General features: G+C 74.2%; 13 protein-coding genes. 6 read left to right on the forward strand and 7 right to left on the reverse strand.

What is annotated here, in order from left to right; translation table 11 throughout:
- Positions 1 to 9 precede the first annotated feature (9 nt).
- A complete protein-coding gene (locus ACFV1W_RS00570) occupies positions 10 to 1,326 on the reverse strand; it encodes an MFS transporter (RefSeq protein WP_380411870.1) in 1,317 nt (438 codons plus the stop codon).
- 614 nt (positions 1,327 to 1,940) lie between these two features.
- Here ACFV1W_RS00570 and ACFV1W_RS00575 point away from each other — a divergent pair.
- On the forward strand, positions 1,941 to 2,822 hold the full coding sequence (locus ACFV1W_RS00575; RefSeq protein ID WP_380411872.1) for a DUF3027 domain-containing protein: 882 nt from the start codon (positions 1,941 to 1,943) through the stop codon (positions 2,820 to 2,822).
- A gap of 346 nt (positions 2,823 to 3,168) precedes the next feature.
- Entirely contained in the window at positions 3,169 to 6,465 is a 3,297-nt protein-coding gene (locus ACFV1W_RS00580; RefSeq protein WP_380411466.1) for a sacsin N-terminal ATP-binding-like domain-containing protein, read from the forward strand.
- 18 nt (positions 6,466 to 6,483) lie between these two features.
- Here ACFV1W_RS00580 and ACFV1W_RS00585 read toward each other — a convergent pair whose 3' ends face one another.
- The 3 genes from ACFV1W_RS00585 to ACFV1W_RS00595 form a co-directional block, all read right to left on the reverse strand.
- Entirely contained in the window at positions 6,484 to 6,693 is a 210-nt protein-coding gene (locus tag ACFV1W_RS00585) for a hypothetical protein (RefSeq protein ID WP_380411469.1), read from the reverse strand.
- 116 nt (positions 6,694 to 6,809) lie between these two features.
- Positions 6,810 to 9,263, reverse strand: a complete 2,454-nt coding sequence (locus ACFV1W_RS00590; protein ID WP_380411471.1) for an HAD-IC family P-type ATPase — start codon at positions 9,261 to 9,263, stop codon at positions 6,810 to 6,812.
- A 52-nt stretch (positions 9,264 to 9,315) separates the two neighbouring features.
- The gene (locus tag ACFV1W_RS00595; protein WP_380411474.1) at positions 9,316 to 9,618 is read right to left on the reverse strand and encodes a DUF2530 domain-containing protein; all 303 of its coding nucleotides are present in this window, start codon (positions 9,616 to 9,618) and stop codon (positions 9,316 to 9,318) included.
- 182 nt (positions 9,619 to 9,800) lie between these two features.
- On the opposite strand from ACFV1W_RS00595, the gene ACFV1W_RS00600 reads away from it, so the two are divergent.
- Complete coding sequence (locus ACFV1W_RS00600; RefSeq protein WP_380411477.1) at positions 9,801 to 11,261, forward strand: NCS2 family permease; 1,461 nt, start codon at positions 9,801 to 9,803, stop codon at positions 11,259 to 11,261.
- 67 nt (positions 11,262 to 11,328) lie between these two features.
- Here ACFV1W_RS00600 and ACFV1W_RS00605 read toward each other — a convergent pair whose 3' ends face one another.
- Positions 11,329 to 11,781, reverse strand: coding sequence for a VOC family protein (locus tag ACFV1W_RS00605; RefSeq protein ID WP_380411479.1), 453 nt, complete (start codon positions 11,779 to 11,781; stop codon positions 11,329 to 11,331).
- Positions 11,782 to 11,911: 130 nt separating this feature from the next.
- On the opposite strand from ACFV1W_RS00605, the gene ACFV1W_RS00610 reads away from it, so the two are divergent.
- Both ACFV1W_RS00610 and ACFV1W_RS00615 read left to right on the forward strand, forming a co-directional pair.
- The gene (locus ACFV1W_RS00610) at positions 11,912 to 12,835 is read left to right on the forward strand and encodes a DUF4231 domain-containing protein (RefSeq protein WP_380411482.1); all 924 of its coding nucleotides are present in this window, start codon (positions 11,912 to 11,914) and stop codon (positions 12,833 to 12,835) included.
- 264 nt (positions 12,836 to 13,099) lie between these two features.
- A complete protein-coding gene (locus ACFV1W_RS00615) occupies positions 13,100 to 14,812 on the forward strand; it encodes a hydrogenase maturation protein (protein WP_380411483.1) in 1,713 nt (570 codons plus the stop codon).
- A gap of 99 nt (positions 14,813 to 14,911) precedes the next feature.
- Here the strand turns inward: ACFV1W_RS00615 and ACFV1W_RS00620 are convergent, their stop codons facing one another.
- Together ACFV1W_RS00620 and ACFV1W_RS00625 are read right to left on the reverse strand one after the other, a co-directional pair.
- Positions 14,912 to 15,742: an MHYT domain-containing protein gene (locus ACFV1W_RS00620; protein WP_380411485.1), complete on the reverse strand. Its 831-nt coding sequence runs from the start codon at positions 15,740 to 15,742 to the stop codon at positions 14,912 to 14,914.
- Between the two features lie 285 nt (positions 15,743 to 16,027).
- The gene (locus ACFV1W_RS00625) at positions 16,028 to 16,441 is read right to left on the reverse strand and encodes a VOC family protein (protein WP_380411486.1); all 414 of its coding nucleotides are present in this window, start codon (positions 16,439 to 16,441) and stop codon (positions 16,028 to 16,030) included.
- 141 nt (positions 16,442 to 16,582) lie between these two features.
- Between ACFV1W_RS00625 and ACFV1W_RS00630 the strand changes: the two genes are divergently transcribed.
- A complete protein-coding gene (locus ACFV1W_RS00630) occupies positions 16,583 to 17,017 on the forward strand; it encodes a MarR family winged helix-turn-helix transcriptional regulator (RefSeq protein WP_380411489.1) in 435 nt (144 codons plus the stop codon).
- Positions 17,018 to 17,160 lie beyond the last annotated feature (143 nt).

Below are 17,160 nucleotides of genomic sequence, written 5' to 3' on the forward strand. Positions count from 1 at the left end.
CAGGCGGGTTCAGGCCACCCGGGGCGCGGCGGGATGCCGCCGCAGGCCCAGCCGCAGCAGCGAGTGGCCCGTCCACACCAGCACCAGGCCGACCACCGCCGCGGCGATCGACAGCCCCAGCACCCCGCTCAGCGGGAGCACGATGCCGACGCCGCCGCCCGCCACCCAGGACAGCTGCATCAGCGTCTCCGAACGGGCGAACGCCGAGGTCCGCACCGCCTCCGGGACGTCCCGCTGGATCAGCGCGTCCAGCGCCAGCTTGCCCAGCGAGGCAGCCATCCCGGACACCCCGGCGACCAGGACCACCGTCACCACGCCGTACCAGAGCGCGGCCGCCGCCGTCACGCAGGTCGCCAGCAGCAGCATCGCGGTGACCGTCGCCTCCGGGCCGCGGGTGCGCAGCCAGGAGCCGAGCACCGAGCCCAGCGCGTTGCCCGTCCCGGCCGACAGCGCCACCAGGCCCAGCGCCACCGTCGGCTGCAGGCCGCCGATCGGGTCGGTGCGCAGCAGGAAGGCCAGGAAGAACACCAGGAAGCCGACCAGCCACCGCATCCCCGACATCGCCCGCAGCGCCAGCACCACCGACGGGCCGACGGTGCGCAGCGAGGCCTTCACCTTCGGCGGCCTGTGGTGGATCAGGTGGGAGCCCTGGCCCTCGCCGGGCAGGTCGGCGTGCAGCACGGCCCGCTGCTCGCCCTTGGCCGAGTCGACGGTGTGCGGCAGGTGGAAGGCCATCAGGGTGCCGATCACGAACACCAGGAAGGCTCCGCGCAGCGGCCAGCCCGGCCCGATCAGGTGCAGCAGCCCGCCCACCCCGGCCGCCACGCCGGTGGCCAGCAGCCCGGCCAGGGTGACCCGGGAGTTCGCCTTCACCAGGGACAGCCGGCTCGGCAGCAGCCGGGGCACCACCACGCTGCGCACCACCCCGTACGCCTTGGACGCCACCAGCACGCCCAGCGCCTCCGGGTAGAGCGCGATGCCGCCGCCGGAGATCACCCCGGCCATCGTCCAGGCCAGGACGGCCCGGGCCAGCATGGACGTCGCCATGGCGGCCCGGCGGCCGTGCGGCAGCCGGTCCAGCAGCGGGCCGATCACCGGGGCGAGCAGGGCGAACGGGGCCATCGTGATCAGCAGGTACAGGGCGACCCGGCCGCGGGCCTCGCCGGTCGGGACGGAGAAGAAGATGGTGGAGGCCAGCGCGATGGTGATCAGCATGTCGCCGAAGGAGTTCAGCGCGTGCAGCTCGATCAGCTTCGCCAGGCCCGACTCGCCCGCGCCCTCGGCGGAGGTGGCCCGGCGGATCCGGCGGCCGGTGCCGTGCACCATCTTGCCGGTGCGCAGGCCGGCGGCGGAGGCGGTGCGGACCAGGAAGTGCCGGCGGGGCTCGGGGGATCCCTCGGGCAGATCCTCCTCCTCCGGCGGACCGGGGGCCGCCGGCGAGGTCTCCCGGGCTTCCGGGGCCTCCGGCCGGGCGGACTTCTCCATGCCGACCGGGGCGGTGGACGCCCCGTCACCGTCCGCCGGCTGCGGTTCGCCCGCAGCGGGGACGTGAGGCTGCTGTCGCGGCGCGGCGTCCGCCTCGTCGGGGCCGCCGGCCTGTGAGGCGCGCACTGCGTGCTGCGACGGGTCGTCGTCCGCCACAAGCCCATCCTGCCCCAGAATCGCCACGGTGACGCGGGATCCGGATCCGCTCGGCGCGGCCTCCGGAACGGTCGGCTCCGCCCCGGACTGTGCCGGGGCACCGACCGGCGGGTAGCCTGCCCCAGGGTCCGCCCGCCGGGGCGCAGGGGCGCCGGCAGGCCGGACGAGCGGCGCGGCCGGTACCCGCGGCGGCCCCGGGTCGCGCAGAATGGATGAGGGACTACCGAGCCGCGACGGAGAAGGCAACACGCCGTGGGCGACAGAAGAACTGGGAGAGAATCGACGCCGTGAGTGCTGCGATGCGAAGCCGTACCCCCGACCGGCTCTGTGCCGAGGCCGTCGAACTCGCCCGCCAGGCTGCCGAGGAGGCGGTCGGCCCGGAGGCAGTCGGACCGCACCTGGGTGTGCAGGCCGACGCCGACCGCGTCGTCACCCACAGCTTCGAGTGCCTGGACGCGGCCTACCGCGGCTGGCACTGGGCGGTCACCGTCGCCCGCGCGCCGCGCGCCAAGAACGTCACGCTGGACGAGGTCGTGCTGCTGCCCGGCCCGGACGCCGTGCTGGCGCCGGAGTGGGTGCCGTGGAGCGAGCGGCTGCGCCCGGGCGACATGGGCCCCGGCGACCTGCTGCCGACCGGTGCCGACGACCTGCGGCTGGAGCCCGGCTGGAGCGGCGAGGACGAGCCCGCGCCGAACTCCGTGGTCGCCCTCGCGGCCGAGGAGGACGTGGTCCTCACCGATCCGCACGTCCAGCCCGCCCCGGCCCGCGCCCAGATCAACGCGGTCGCCGAGGAACTCGGCATGGGTCGCAGCCGGGTGCTGTCCCGGCTCGGCCTGCACCTGGCCGCCGACCGCTGGGAGAAGGCCCACGGCCCGCAGACCCCGATGGCGCAGGCCGCCCCGGCCGCGTGCGGCAGCTGCGGCTTCCTGATCCCGATCGGCGGCTCGCTCGGACAGGCCTTCGGCGTGTGCGGAAACGAGTTCGGACCGGCCGACGGCCAGATCGTCTCCTTCGCGTACGGCTGCGGCGGCCACTCCGAGGCGGCCGTCATCCCGGCCCCGCCGGCGCCGTCCGAGCTGATCCTGGACGAGCTGGTGGTCGAGCCGCTGCAGCTCCATCCGGACCGCGCCTCCGGCTCCGTCGAGCCGGACGCGCCGACGGAGGAGCTCGGCCACTCCTGATCACTTCTCGCGGCCCGTCCCACTGAACCGGTGGGGCGGGCCGCGGCGTTCCTCCGGGTGGGGGCGCCCGCCGCCGCGGGCCCCCGGCCCTTCCGCCGTCCGTGGGGACCCCCAGCCCACGGGCGGCGGCAGGGCGGGCCGTCGGCCCGGCCGGTGGGGTGCCGGCCGACAGCCGCCGCCCCTGCTCGCCGCTGCCCCGCCCCTGCTCGCCGCCCCCCGTTCGCCGCGCGGCACCTGCGGATTCCCGGTCCTGGCCGTCGCCGGAACAGGCCGTGGTCGGAAGTAGTCGGTGGGGCAGGGAAGAATGCCCTACGACGTACAGGGCGGCGGGAAGGCGGCAGGTCCAGTGGAACCTCGGATCATCGGCAGCGGCGCGGACGAGCACCTCGCGGACCCGTTCGGGAGCGCCGCGCTGCGCCGGCGGGTACTCGACGCCTGGGCCGCCTCGCCAGCCCGCTTCCGGGAGGACGCCAACGCCGAGGAGGAGCTGGCGCTCGGCGGCTACCGGGACCGCCTCGTGGTCGAGTTGGCGCAGAACGCGGCCGACGCGGCGGTGCGGGCCGGGCGCGGCCCCGGGCGGCTGCGGCTGACCCTGGCCGACGGCGTGCTGGCCGCCGCCAACACCGGCGCCCCGCTGGACGCGGCGGCCGTCGAGTCGCTGTCCACCCTGCGCGCCTCCTCCAAGCGCGGCGAGGAGCCCGCCGTCGGCCGGTTCGGCGTCGGCTTCGCCGCCGTCCTCGCCGTCACCGACGAGCCCGCCGTGCTCGGCGCCGCGGGCGGAGTGCGCTGGTCGCTGGGCGAGGCCCGGGCGCTCGCCGCGGCGCAGCCCGCGCTGGCCGACGAACTGCGGGCCCGGGACGGCCACGTGCCGCTGCTGCGGCTGCCGTTCGCGGCCGAGGGCCCGGCGCCCGAAGGCTACGACACCGTGGTGGTGCTGCCGCTGCGGGACGCCGCCGCCGAGGACCTGACCCGCCGTCTGCTGGCCGGGATCGACGACGCCCTGCTGCTCACCCTGCCTGGCCTGGCCGAGGTCGTGGTGGAGACCCCGGAGGGCACCCGGACGCTCACCCGCAGCGCCGCCGAGCCGCGCCCGGACGGCGTCACCGAGGTCACCGTGACCGACGACGCGGAGGGCCGGCCGCGGCGGACGGTCTGGCAGACCGCCGCCGCCTCCGGCCGGCTGGACGCCGAACTGCTCGCCGACCGGCCCACCGAGGAGCGCACCCGCCCGTACTGGACGGTGACCTGGGCCGTCCCCGTGGAGGAGGACGGCAGCCCGCAGCGGCCCGCGATCGCGCCGGTGCTGCACGCGCCCACCCCCAGCGACGAGCCGATCGGCCTGCCCGCGCTGCTGATCGCCTCCTACCCGCTGGACTCCACCCGCCGGCACATCGCCCCCGGCCCGCTCGCCGACTTCCTCACCGAGCGCGCCGCCGACAGCTACGCCGACCTGCTGCGCGCCCGCGGCGCCGACCTGGGCTCGCTCGGGCTGGTGCCCGGGCCGCTCGGGCAGGGCACGCTGGACAACGCGCTGCGCGGGGCGGTGCTCTCCCGGCTGCCCGGCACGCCGTTCCTGCCGCACCCGGGCGGCGTCGAGGAGGGCACGCCCGCGCTGCGGCCCCGGGACGCGACGCTGCTGGAGGGTGCGGACGGCTCGGTGGTGGAGGCGCTCGCGCCGATCTTCCCAGGGCTGCTGCCGGCCGGGCTGGAGCGCCGCACCGAGCTGCGGGTGCTGAACGTGCGCCGGGTGCCGCTGGCCGAGGTGGTGGACCAGCTCGGCGGGCTCGACCGGGAGCCCGCCTGGTGGCGCAACCTGTACGCGGCGCTCGGCGCGGCCGACCCGGAGGCGCTCGGCGCGCTGCCCGTGCCGCTCGCCGACGGGCGGACCGTCACCGGGCCCCGGCGGGTGCTGCTGCCCTCCGAGGACGCCGACTGGGCGGCCTTCCCCGGCTACCCCGAGTCGCTGGCCCCGGCGCTCGCCGCGCTCGACCTGCGCCTCGCCCACCCCGAGGCCGCCCACCCGCTGCTGGCCAAGCTGGGTGCCGGCACCGCCACCCCGGCCGGAGTGCTGGACACCCCCGAGGTGCGCGCCGCCGTCGCCCGCTCCTACGAACTGGCCGACGACGACCTGGACGCGGCGCTCGAACTGGCCGACGCCGTAATGGCCCTGGTGAAGGCCGCCGCCCCGGCGCCCGGCGAGCACCCGTGGCTGGCCCGGCTGGCGCTGCTGGACGACGAGGGCGAGCCCGCCCGGGCGGGTGAACTGGTGCTGCCCGGCAGCCCGTTCGCCGCGCTCGCCCGGGAGGAGGACGCCGGCTGGGTGGACGACGAGCTGCTGGAGCGCTGGGGCCCCGAGGTGCTCACGGCCGTCGGCGTGCTGGCCGACTTCGTGCTGGTGCGCGCCGAGGACGTGGTGCTCGACCCGGACGACCTGGAGCGGCTCGACCCGACCGTGCCCGCCGACCGGGCGGCCGGCGGCCACCCCACCGGGCTGCTGGACGAGGCGCCCGACGGGCTCGCCGAGTGGGCCGAGGACGCCCTGGAGGCGCTGCACGCCGACGAGGTGGTCGGCGTGCCGCCGGTGGCCGCCGAGCTGCTGGCCGTCCGGGACCTCGACCTGGTGGACGACGACGCCTGGCCGGAGGCGCTCGCGGCGCTCGCCCGCCCGCCGTACCGGGACGCCGTGGTCAACCCGGTGCGCACCCTGCTGCCGGACGGCTCCTACGCCGACCTGCCGCCGTACACCGCCTGGTGGCTGCGCGACCACCCGGTGCTGGGCGGCCGCGAGCCCGCCGGGCTGCGCGCCGCCGGGGCCGACCCGCTGCTGCGCGGCCTGTACGACGAGGCCCGCACCACCCTGGACGAGCAGTTCCTGCACGCCCTCGGGGTGCGCACCACGCTGGCCGCGCTGCTCGCCGAGGTGCACGGACCGGACGAGGTGCTGGACCGGCTCACCGACCCGGCTGCCGAGGTCGGGCACCGCCAACTGCACGGCATCCACAGCGCGTTGGCCCGGGTCGACCGCGAGCGGATCGAACCCCTGGACACGGTACGGGCGCTGCCGCCGCTGGATCCGGCCACCGGACGCCGCCCGGACCGCACCGTGGTGGTGGACGCCACCGAGGCGGTCGTCGCGGACGCCCCGGACCTGGTCCAACTCCTCCATCCGTACCCGCTGTTGCCGGTCGCCCCGGGGCTCGCCGCGGACCTCGCCGAGCGGCTGCACGTGTCGCTGGCCAGCGAGGTGGCCGGCGGGCGGGTGCTCTCCGAGGGCGTGCTGCACCGCGTCCCGGCCGTGGTGCGGGAGCTGCTGCCCGGCTGCCCGGTCGCCTACGAGGAGCACGAGGAGCTGCTGGTGGTCGGCCCGGACGGCGGCGAGGCCGCGGTCGACTGGCGGTGGGACCACGAGGCGGACGCCCCGGAGCCGCCGTACGACCCGGAGCTGGCCGAAGCCGCCGACGAGGACGACGAGTTCGAGGTCCCGCCGGTGCCCGGCCTGCTGCACGCCGCCACCCCGGAGGGCCTGGCGGCCGGGCTCGCCTGGTCGGTCGGCCAGTGGCACCGGCGCTTCGAGGTGCTGGCGGCGCTCAGCGAGCCGGACCGGGCGTACGAGCTGTCCGCGGCCCGGGACTTCGAGGGCTAGCCGTACCGACCGCGAGCGTCAGCTGCTGCGCGGCTTGAGTCGCAGGTAGACGGTGGTGGTGACGGTCAGCCAGATCGCGCCGAGCGTCACCAGTGCCGCGGTCTTCAGCGCGGGCGTCGGCCTGTCCGTCAGGCCGACGCCCGCCATCGTCAGCGCCGCCAGTCCGGCCGCCAGCAGTCCGCCCAGGAAGGCGGTGAACGCCTCCAGCTCTCCACCTCTGCGCGCCATTCGGCACCCCCTCTCGGGGGAAGATGCTAGGGCGTGATCCGAAGGACACGGCCGAGGGCGCGGCCGACAATTCGCGTCGCGCGCCCGGCGGGAACGGTCGGCCACGTCCTCGGCCGTCACTCCGTCCCGCGGCGCTTCATCCAGGCCCAGGCGGTCTCCAGGAGCATGCCGCAGACCAGGGCGATGGCGACGCCCGTCCACGGGTCGCGGCCGCCGACGAGGGAGAGCTCGAAGAAGTCCGACAGCCACGGCACCACCAGCACCAGGGTGAAGGCGAAGCCCATGGCGCCGATGAGCAGCAGGCGCCACCAGTTGTACGGTCGGGCGATGATGGCGAGCACCCAGATGGCGATCAGGAAGAGCGTCAGGGTGGCCACGCTGGTGTCGGCCTTGAGGTCGGTGGCGTGGTTGGCCCGGGCGAGCGCATAGGCGACGAAGGTGCCGGTGCCGGCGATGACGCCGCCGGGGACGGCCAGTCGCAGCACGCGTTTCACGAAGCCGGTGCGGGCCCGCTCGTTGTTCGGGGCGAGGGCGAGGAAGAAGGCCGGCACGCCGATGGTGAGGGTGGACAGCACGGTGGAGTGCCGGGGCAGGAACGGGTACGGCGAGTGGGTGGAGATCACCAGCAGCGCCAGCAGGACCGAGTACACCGTCTTGACCAGGAACAACCCGGCCACCCGTTCGATGTTGCCGATCACCCGGCGGCCCTCGGCGACCACCGAGGGCATGGTCGCGAAGGAGTCGTCGAGCAGCACGATCTGGGCCACGGCCTTGGTGGCGTCCGAGCCGGTGCCCATCGCCACTCCGATGTCGGCGTCCTTGAGCGCGAGCACGTCGTTGACGCCGTCGCCGGTCATCGCCACGGTGTGTCCGCGCGACTGCAGCGCCCCGACCAGCAGGCGCTTCTGCTGGGGGGTGACCCGGCCGAAGACGCTGGTCCGGTCGGCGGTCTCGGCGAGCCGTTCGGGGTCCTCCGGCAGGGTGCGGGCGTCCAGCGGCTGGTCCGCGCCGGGGAGCCCGAGGTGCGCGGCGACGGCGCCGACCGAGACGGCGGCGTCGCCGGAGATCACCTTGGGCCGGACGTTCTGGCCCTCGAAGTAGCGCAGGGTGTCGGCGGCGTCGGCACGCAGCCGCTGCTGGAGCACCACCAGGGCGAGCGGGGTGAGGCCGGAGGCCGGATCGGGGGAGTCCAGCGGGACGGGCGTGCGGCCGAGCAGCAGCACCCGCAGGCCCCGGGCGCCCAGCTCCTCCACCTCGGCGAGCGCCGGGTGCCCGGCGGGCAGCAGGACGTCCGGGGCGCCGAGCAGCCAGCTGGCCTCGCCGCCCTGGGGCTCCAGCAGCTGCACGCCGCTCCACTTGCGGGCGGAGGAGAAGGGCATCGCCTCGATCACCCGCCAGCCCCCGCCCGGGCCCTGGCCGTCGCCGCGCCCGTACGCGTCGATCACGGCCTGCATGGACGGGTTGGGGCGGGCGTCGGCGTCGGCCATCACGGCGAGCGCGTGCCGGACGGTGTCCTCGTCGACCGGGGCCGGCTCGCCGTCGGAGATCAGCCGCAGGTCGACCACGTCCATGCCGCCCTCGGTGAGGGTGCCGGTCTTGTCCAGGCAGACGGTGTCGACCCGGGCCAGGCCCTCGATCGCCGGGAGCTCCTGGACCAGGCACTGCTTGCGGCCCAGCCGGATCACGCCGATCGCGAAGGCGACCGAGGTCAGCAGCACCAGGCCCTCGGGGACCATCGGCACGATGCCGGCCACCATCCGGCGCACGGCCTCGCGCCAGTCCCGGCCTTCGACGGCCAGCTGGCTGACGATCAGACCGAGGGCGGTGGGGATCAGCAGGTAGGTGATGAACCGCAGGATGCTGTTGATGCCGCTGCGCAGCTCCGACCTCACCAGGGTGAACCTGCTGGCCTCCTCGGCCAGCTGGGCCGCGTAGGCCTCGCGGCCGACCCTGGTGGCGGTGAAGGCGCCCGCGCCGGCCACCACGAAGCTGCCGGACATCACCTGGTGGCCGGGCCTCTTGAGGACGGGGTCGGGCTCGCCGGTGAGCAGTGACTCGTCGATCTCCAGGCCGTCCGCCTCGGTGACCTCGCCGTCCACGATCACCTTGTCGCCGATGCCGAGCAGCACGGTGTCGTCGAGGACGATCCCGGAGACGGCGATCTGCTGGACGCTGCCGTCCCGGCGGACCTGCGGGCGGGCCTCACCGATCAGCGCCAGGCTGTCCAGGGTCTTCTTGGCGCGCAGTTCCTGGAAGATGCCGATCGCCGTGTTGGCCACGATGACCAGGCCGAACAGCCCGTCCTGGATGGGGCCGACGATCAGGATGATCCCGAACATGACGCCGATGATGGCGTTGAACCGGGTGAAGACGTTGGCCCGGACGATCTCCTTGGCGGACCGGCTGGACCGCACCGGGACGTCGTTGACCTGCCCTTTCGCGACGCGTTCGGCCACCTCGGCGGTGGTGAGGCCACCGCGCCGGCGGGGCAGCAGCCCGAGCGGGTGCGCCCCGTCGGGGCGGGATCCGTCGCTCGGCTGCTCTTCCGCGGGCTGGGCGGGCTGGGTCATGGCACCGACTCTACGGGTGCCTTTTGTCCGATGCGTGCTACTAAAGGACCATTCAGTCCGACTGGGTGGCCGGGCCCTTGTGGTCGTTCTCGGCCGCACGGGCGGCCGCCTCGGCGGCGCGGCTGCGGGCGATCGCGTCCCGCCGGGCGCGGCAGTACCAGAGGCCGATCAGGCCGAGCAGGCCGCCGGAGAGGCAGATCCAGGGCCAGGTGCCGTGGCCGTGGGCGGAGAGGGTGCCCTGGAAGGGGAGCAGGGCGAGGAAGGCGACGAACCACAGCACCGTGCCGCCGCCGACGATGGCGACGTCATTGGCCTCCAGCGGAGGGGGCGAGGGGTGCAGCGGCGTCTTGGGCATGGGGCCTAGCGTACGGTGCGCGGCGGGTCGCGGGGATGCGGCGGGGGCCTCCCGGCGCCAGCCGGGTTCTACGCGCGAAGATAGCGCGTGTGCGACCGGGAAACCATACTTGAAGGTCCACGCCCGGCCACCGTCGCCACGGGCGGTCTCCCTCTCCTCAGCCCCCCACAGAGGACGCACGAATGCCTGTGGTCCAGCCGACCACCGAGTCGCCCGAACCCGCGGCCCCCGCGCCGACGCCCCCCAACGGCGCCCTGGATCGTTTCTTCAGGATCAGCGAGCGCGGCTCCACGCTGCCGCGCGAGATCCGCGGCGGTGTCGCCACCTTCTTCACCATGGCGTACATCCTGGTGCTGAACCCGATCATCCTGGCCAGTGGCACGGACGTCACCGGGGCCCACCTGAACAGCGCCCAGCTGGTCACCGCCACCGCGCTCACGGCGGGGCTCACCACCCTGCTGATGGGCGTCATCGGCAACGTGCCGATCGGCCTGGCGGCCGGCCTCGGCGTCAACACCATCGTGGCGCTCCAGCTCGCGCCCAAGATGACCTGGCCGGACGCCATGGGCATGGTGGTGCTGGCCGGCTTCGCGATCATGCTGCTGGTCGCCACCGGCCTGCGCGAGCGGGTCATGAACGCCGTGCCGCTCGGGCTCCGCAAGGCCATCGCGATCGGCATCGGCCTGTTCATCAGCCTGGTCGGCCTGGTCGACTCCGGCTTCGTCAGCCGCATCCCGGACGCCGCCCACACCACCGTCCCGCTGCAGCTCGGCGGCAACGGGCACCTGCTCGGCTTCCCGGTGCTGGTCTTCGCGTTCGGCCTGGTGCTGACCCTGGTCCTGGTGATCCGCAAGGTGCCCGGCGCGATCCTGATCAGCATCGCGGCCTCCACCGTGCTCGCCCTGGTGATCGACAAGGTCGCCGACGTCCCGGCGTCCAAGTGGGGTCTCACCGTCCCCACCTGGCCCGGCAACCCGGTGGCCGCCCCGGACTTCGGGCTGGTCGGCAAGGTCAGTCTGTTCGGCGGCTTCGAGAAGGTCGGCGTGCTGACCGGCGCGCTGTTCGTCTTCACCGTGCTGATGTCCTGCTTCTTCGACGCGATGGGCACCATCCTCGGCGTCGCCGACGAGGCCCACCTGCTCGACGAGAAGGGCGACCTGCCGGGCATCAACCGGATCCTGATGGTCGACGGCATCGCCACCGCGGCCGGCGGCGCCACCTCCGCCTCCGCCAACACCTGCTTCGTCGAGTCCACCGCCGGCGTCGGCGAGGGTGCCCGCACCGGGTTCGCCTCGATCGTCACCGGCCTGCTCTTCGTGGTGGCGCTCTTCCTCACCCCGCTCGCCACCATGGTCCCCGCCCAGGCCGCCACCCCGGCCCTGGTCACGGTCGGCTTCCTGATCCTGGCCAACTCGATCAAGGAGATCGACTGGGCGGACTACACCATCGCGATCCCGGCCTTCCTGACCATCGTGATGATGCCGTTCACCTACTCGATCACCAACGGCATCGGCTTCGGCTTCATCGCCTTCTGCGTGCTGCGCCTGGCCGCCGCCCGCGGCCGCGGCGTGCCGGCCCCGATGTACGCGGTGGCGGCGGTCTTCGCTTTCTACTACCTGATGCCGGCCCTCGGCCTGCTCTGAGCCGTACTGCCCCGAAGGGACCTCCCCGCGCGCGGGGAGGTCCCTTCGGCGTTCTCGGCGGGCCCCGTCAGTGGACGCAGAACTCGTTGCCCTCCGGGTCCCGCATGACGGTCCACTCGCCGCCGGACTCCTGCACGTCCCGCAGGGCGGTGGCGCCGAGGGCTTCGAGGCGGGCGACGGTGGCCGCGCGCTCGCCCGGGCCGGGGTGGACGTCCAGGTGGAGGCGGTTCTTGGGCTGCCGCTTCTCCTCGGGGACGGCCTGGAAGAGGATGCGGCGGCCGAGACCGGTGTCCGAGGCCGGGTCGTACTCGTCCTCGGGATGGCGGACGGCGGCCAGGGTGCGCCAGGCGGGGTGGCCGTCGACCTCGGTGACGGCGTCCCCGGTGACCGCGCCGGCGGCCAGCAGGCGGGTGATCAGGGCGCCGTGGTCCTCGACGGCGTAGTCGAGGGCGGCGCCCCAGAAGGCGGCCTGGCGGTGCGGGTCGGCGCAGTCGATGACGAGCTTCCAGTGCAGTGGCATGTAACCGTTTCTACCGGTTACGAATGGACAGGGCAATCGGCGGCCGGCGGAAGGTGTCAAAAAGGCGCCTGTGTAGGGAAGTTGGCGGGGGGCATACTGCCTGGACGGAGACGGGGAGGGGACTCGACCGATGGTGCAACAGGATCCGCCCGGGGGAGTCGAGGCGCGACTGCTGCCGGAGTTGTTCTGGCGGGCGGACAAGGCCTCGCTGGACGGACAGCGCGAGACGCTCCGCTGGCACCGCGGGCTGATCGCCATGCTGGTGGTCGCCGCGATGATCGGCTCGCTCCCGGGCCCGGACCACAAGGGCGACAGCGACATCAAGCCACTGTTCTCGGTCGCGGCCTTCCTGGTCGCCGGCTACTTCTGGTCCCGGCTGCGCCGCAGCAATCCGCAGGGCCGGTGGTACGAGGCGCGGGCGGCGGCCGAGTCGGTCAAGACGCTGGCCTGGAAGTACAGCGTCCGGGCCCGGCCCTTCGACGGTGAGGCCGAGTCGGCGGACGCCGACCGCGGCTACCTGCTGCAGGTCGAGGACGTGCTGCGGGCCTTCGAGGACCCGGAGATCGTGCCGCCCGGCAGTGTCCCGGAGATCACCGAGGAGATGCGGCGCGCCCGGGCCGACAGCCTGACCGCCCGGCGCACCCTCTACCTGCGCACCCGGGTCGAGGGCCAGCGCACCTGGTACCGCTCCCGGGCCGAGTCCTGCGAGTCCCAGGCGGTCTCCTGGGGGCTCGGCATAGCGACGCTGATCATCATCGGCGCCGCTGCGGCGATCGCCCAGGCCACCGGTGCCCTGGAGGTGCACATCTTCGGCGCCAGCTCGGCCGCGGCCGCCGCGATCATCGCCTGGACCCAGCTCAAGCAGCTGCGCCCGCTGGCCGCCGCCTACCAGCTGGCCGCGCGCGAGCTGGAGAACGTCGGCAACCAGCTCTCCGACCTCGACCTCAAGGCGCCGGACGCCGAGCTGCGCTGGGCCCGGCTGGCCGCCGAGGCGGAGGACGCGGTCTCCCGGGAGCACACCACCTGGCGGGCCCGCCGGGCGTTCCCGCGGTAGGGGTCGGACGTGCCGCGGTAGCGAACGGGCGTCCGCGGCAGGCGCTGGACGTCCGCGGTACGACCGGGCGGGCATCCGCAAGGCGCTTCCCGGGCCGACCCCGGGGAGGGGCTGGGGAGATCCCGCGAAGTGCGGCCACGCCGGGCCCACAGGTGTGCGGGGTGCGTGAGAGTAGAGCGCCGAGGCACGGACCGTGACCATTACGTGTCCATGCCCTGGTTTCATCGCCTCCGCGCGACCCGCAGTCCCTGCCCGGAGGCCCCTTTGCGCATTCTCCTGATCGCCACGGCGTTCAACAGCCTGACCCAGCGCGTCCACACCGAGCTGCGCGAGCGTGGCCACCAGGTCGCCGTCCAACTCGCGCTCGGCGACGACCAGATGAGGGACGCGGTGGCCCGCATCGACCCGGAGCTGATCATCTGCCCGATGCTCACCAGGGCCGTACCGTCGGACATCTGGTCCAGCCGGACGGTCCTGATCGTGCACCCGGGTCCGAAGGGCGACCGCGGCCCCTCCTCGCTCGACTGGGCGATCACCGAGGGCGCCCGGCGCTGGGGCGTCACCGTGCTGCAGGCCGTCGAGGAGATGGACGCCGGCGACATCTGGGCGTCCGTCGAGTTCGCCGTCCCGGACTGCGGCAAGAGCGAGCTGTACCGCGGCGAGGTCGCGGACGCCGCCGTCGAGGCGGTCCTGCTCGCCGTCCAGCGGTACGAGGGCGGGCTGTTCACCCCCGAGCCGCTCGACTACGCCCGCCCCGACGTGCGCGGCGAACTGCGGCCGTTCCTGCGGCAGGAGGTGCGCCGGATCGACTGGCAGCAGGACGACACCGCCACCGTGCTGCGCAAGCTGCGCGCCGCCGACTCCCAGCCCGGAGTGCTGGACGAGCTGTACGGGCGCGAGTTCTTCCTGCACGGCGGCCACCCCGAGGACGAGCTGCGCGGCCCGGAGCCCGGCGCCGTCCTGGCCACCCGGGACGGTGCGATCTGCCGGGCCACCGTGGACGGCGCGGTCTGGATCCCGCAGCTGCGCCCGCGCCGCACCCCCGGCGGGCCGGTCACCTTCAAGCTGCCGGCCGCCACGGTGCTGGCCGACGAGCTGCACCGGGTCCGCGAGGTGCCGGTGACCCCGGCCCAGGCCGCCCGCCGCACCACCTGGTCGGAGCTGCGCTACCGGGAGGAGGGCGACGTCGGCTTCCTGGAATTCGCCTACGCCGGCGGGGCGATGAGCACCGAGCAGTGCCGTCGGCTGCTGGCCGCCTACCGCGAGGCCGCCGACCGGCCCACCTCGGTGCTGGTGCTGGGCGCGCCCCGGGACTTCTACTCCAACGGGATCCACCTCAACGTCATCGAGGGCGCGGCCTTCCCGGCGCTGGAGTCCTGGGAGAACATCAACGCGATGGACGACCTGGTCGAGGCGATCCTGACCACGGGCGACAAGCTGACCGTCGCCGCGCTGGCCGGTAACGCGGCGGCCGGCGGGCTGATGCTGGCGCTCGCCGCCGACGAGGTGTGGTGCCGCGAGTCGGCGGTGCTCAACCCGCACTACCGGCTGATGGGCCTGTACGGCTCCGAGTACTGGACGTACACCCTGCCGGCCCGGGTCGGCGCCGAGCAGGCCGAGCGGCTGACCACCGAGGCGCTGCCGGTCGGGGCCGAACACGCCCGCCGGATCGGCCTGGTGGACCGTACGGCCGGCGGGGACGCGTCCGACTTCCGCCGCTGGGTGGCCCGGGAGGCCGCCCGGCTGGCCGACTCGCCCGAGCTCACCGGGCGGCTGGTGGACAAGAAGCGCCGCCGCGCCGAGGACGAGGAGGCGAAGCCGCTGGCCGAGTACCGGGCGGAGGAACTGCGCCGGATGCACGCCAACTTCTACCGTACGGGCGAGCCGTACCACGCGCTGCGGCGGGACTTCGTGCGCAAGGTCTGCCCGGTGGCCACGCCGGAGCACCTGACCGGGCTGCTCGGGAAGCCGGAGTAGCCCCCGGGCCCGTCCCGACACGACGACGCCCGGCCGGGGTGGGGGGCCCGGCCGGGCGTCGTCGCGTCGGGGTTCGACGCCGGTGTCCGACGTCGGGGTTCAGTGCCGGGCGCGCGCCCCGGTCATCGCCCGCCGCTGCTGTGGGGGGACCCGGGGCGTACGCGGCGGCAGCGGCGCCGCCGGGCCGGCCAGCAGCGGCTTCGCGGTGGCCTTGCTCGGCGAGACGGCGAAGGCCAGGGAGCCGAAGAAGACGTAGCAGCCCAGGCCGACCCCGAGCGGGAAGATGAACTGCAGGGCCATCACGCCGCCCTGGGTGGAGTGCGAGTAGTCCAGCCGGACGGACAGCGCCGCCATCCCGGTGTAGTGCATGGCGCAGACGGCCACGCCCATCACCGGAGCCGCCGCCAGTACGGCGAGGGTGCCCCGGATGTTCAGTGCGGCCCAGAGCGCGGCCGTCGCCGCGAACACCGCGATGCCGACCGACAGCCCCACGGTGACGTGGTCGTAGGCGAGGTGGCCGGGCAGGACCATCGCGGCCATGCCCAGGTAGTGCATCGCCGCGACGCCGAGCCCGGTGGTCAGCCCGCCGATCAGGAGGGCCAGCATCGGGTGGCTGCGCCAGTAGCCGACGGTGAACAGGCCGATGCCGACCACGGCGACGGCGACCAGCAGGCTGAACACGGTCAGCCCGGGCTGGTAGGTGATGTCGGCGCCGCTGACCGAGAAGCCGAGCATCGCGATGAAATGCATGGACCAGATGCCGGCCCCGAGCGAGGTCGAGGCGAAGAGCAGCCAGGCGATCCGGCTGCGCCCCTGCGAGACGAGTGCCCAGCGGGCGCTGCGCAGCGCCACGAAGGCGCCGAGGCAGGCGACGAAGTACGAGGCCGCCGGTGTCACCCAGCCGTGGTCGGCATGGTGGATCTCACCCAATTGAGCTCCCTGGACATGGGGTTGCGGGCGCCAGGGCTCGGGCGGAAGCAGCAGGCCGGACGGTCGGGGAGGGCGTGCGGGAAACGGGCACGAGACGGGTTCCGCTGAGACGGGGCCTGGCGTGTGGTGCACCTGACAGCCGGGACAGTAACCCCTACCCACCGGTCGCACAAGGTTCGCGCTTTTCGTGAAATCCCAGGTCAGGGTTCATCTTTACGCCGTCTGCATGATCTTGGCACCAAGCCCTGACACCGCCTGCGCACCGCCGCCAGGCCCTTTTGTCGGTTACTCCAGCGGGGCGAGCCCGAACGGGTGGCCGGCCGGGTCGATCAGCACCTTGAGGGTGCGGCCGTGCTGGTAGCCGGGTTCGGTGGCGCCGAGCGCGAGGGCCTTCGCGGTGGACTCCTCCAGGTCGTCCACGTAGAAGTCGAGGTGGAAGTGCTTGCTGCCGTCCGGCTCGGTCCACGGCTCGGGCCGGTACCCGGTCACCCGTCCGAAGCCCAGTGGGCTGCCGCCCTCCGGGTTGTCCAGGATCGCGAAGTGCTCGTCCACGTGGCGGGTCTCCCAGCCCAGCAGCTCGCCGTAGAACGAGGCCAGCGCGACCGGGTCGGCGCAGTCGATGGTGACCATGGCGAGCCGGGCGAAGCCGGTGTCGCCCTGGGGGGACTGCGGCGGTTGTTCGGCGACGACGTCGGACATGGCTGGTCGGCCCTTCCGGGAGTTGGGAGCGGTGGCCCCATCGGGAGCGGTGGCCCCATGACCAATATGGCACCGGGCCGATCTTCCGGCGCGGTGGGAACCCGTTTTTCCTTAGCGAGAGTAATGACGTAAGCTAAAGAGATGCCCGAGATGTCCGAGCAGGACCTCGCAGCGATCTCACAGCTGCGGTCGTCCACGATGCGCCTCTCCCGACGACTCAAACACCAGCGGGTGGAGGAGTCGCTCAGCCCTACCGAGATGGGAGTGCTGGGCACCCTCGCCCGGTGCGGGAAGGCGACGCCGGGTGAGCTCGCCCGGAAGGAGCACGTGCAGCCTCCTTCGATGACCAGGATCGTCGCGATGCTGGAGGAGAAGGGGCTGGTGCGGCGAGAGCCGCACCCCGAGGACCGCCGCCAGGTGGTCGTCAGCAGCACCGAGCAGGCCGAGGCGATCCTCACGGAGAGTCGCCGGCGCAGGAACGTCTGGCTCGCCGAGCTCGCCCAGGGGCTCGACGATGAGGAGTGGGCCGTCCTCCGGGAAGCCGCTCCCGTGCTCTACAAGCTCGCACACCTCTAGGCACACCGAGCCCGGCCCAGCCGCCGGGAGACGAAGGAGCCCGCATCACCGCAGGACAGACCACCGTGACCAGGAGCGCGACGGCCCCCCCGGCCCGACCGCCGCGGGGGGGGAGCACCCGGACACCCCCGGCCGCCCCCCCC

Source organism: Kitasatospora sp. NPDC059648, assembly GCF_042734825.1.
Classification (GTDB): domain Bacteria; phylum Actinomycetota; class Actinomycetes; order Streptomycetales; family Streptomycetaceae; genus Kitasatospora.

Coding starts and splice junctions, on each gene's coding strand:
- ACFV1W_RS00595 (WP_380411474.1), bottom strand. CDS start 9,618: ATGCCCAAGACGCCGCTGCACCCCTCGCCCCCTCCGCTGGAGGCCAAT.
- ACFV1W_RS00585 (WP_380411469.1), bottom strand. CDS start 6,693: ATGGCGCGCAGAGGTGGAGAGCTGGAGGCGTTCACCGCCTTCCTGGGC.
- ACFV1W_RS00630 (WP_380411489.1), top strand. CDS start 16,583: ATGCCCGAGATGTCCGAGCAGGACCTCGCAGCGATCTCACAGCTGCGG.
- ACFV1W_RS00605 (WP_380411479.1), bottom strand. CDS start 11,781: ATGCCACTGCACTGGAAGCTCGTCATCGACTGCGCCGACCCGCACCGC.
- ACFV1W_RS00575 (WP_380411872.1), top strand. CDS start 1,941: ATGCGAAGCCGTACCCCCGACCGGCTCTGTGCCGAGGCCGTCGAACTC.
- ACFV1W_RS00600 (WP_380411477.1), top strand. CDS start 9,801: ATGCCTGTGGTCCAGCCGACCACCGAGTCGCCCGAACCCGCGGCCCCC.
- ACFV1W_RS00570 (WP_380411870.1), bottom strand. CDS start 1,326: ATGGTGCACGGCACCGGCCGCCGGATCCGCCGGGCCACCTCCGCCGAG.
- ACFV1W_RS00625 (WP_380411486.1), bottom strand. CDS start 16,441: ATGTCCGACGTCGTCGCCGAACAACCGCCGCAGTCCCCCCAGGGCGAC.
- ACFV1W_RS00590 (WP_380411471.1), bottom strand. CDS start 9,263: ATGACCCAGCCCGCCCAGCCCGCGGAAGAGCAGCCGAGCGACGGATCC.
- ACFV1W_RS00610 (WP_380411482.1), top strand. CDS start 11,912: ATGGTGCAACAGGATCCGCCCGGGGGAGTCGAGGCGCGACTGCTGCCG.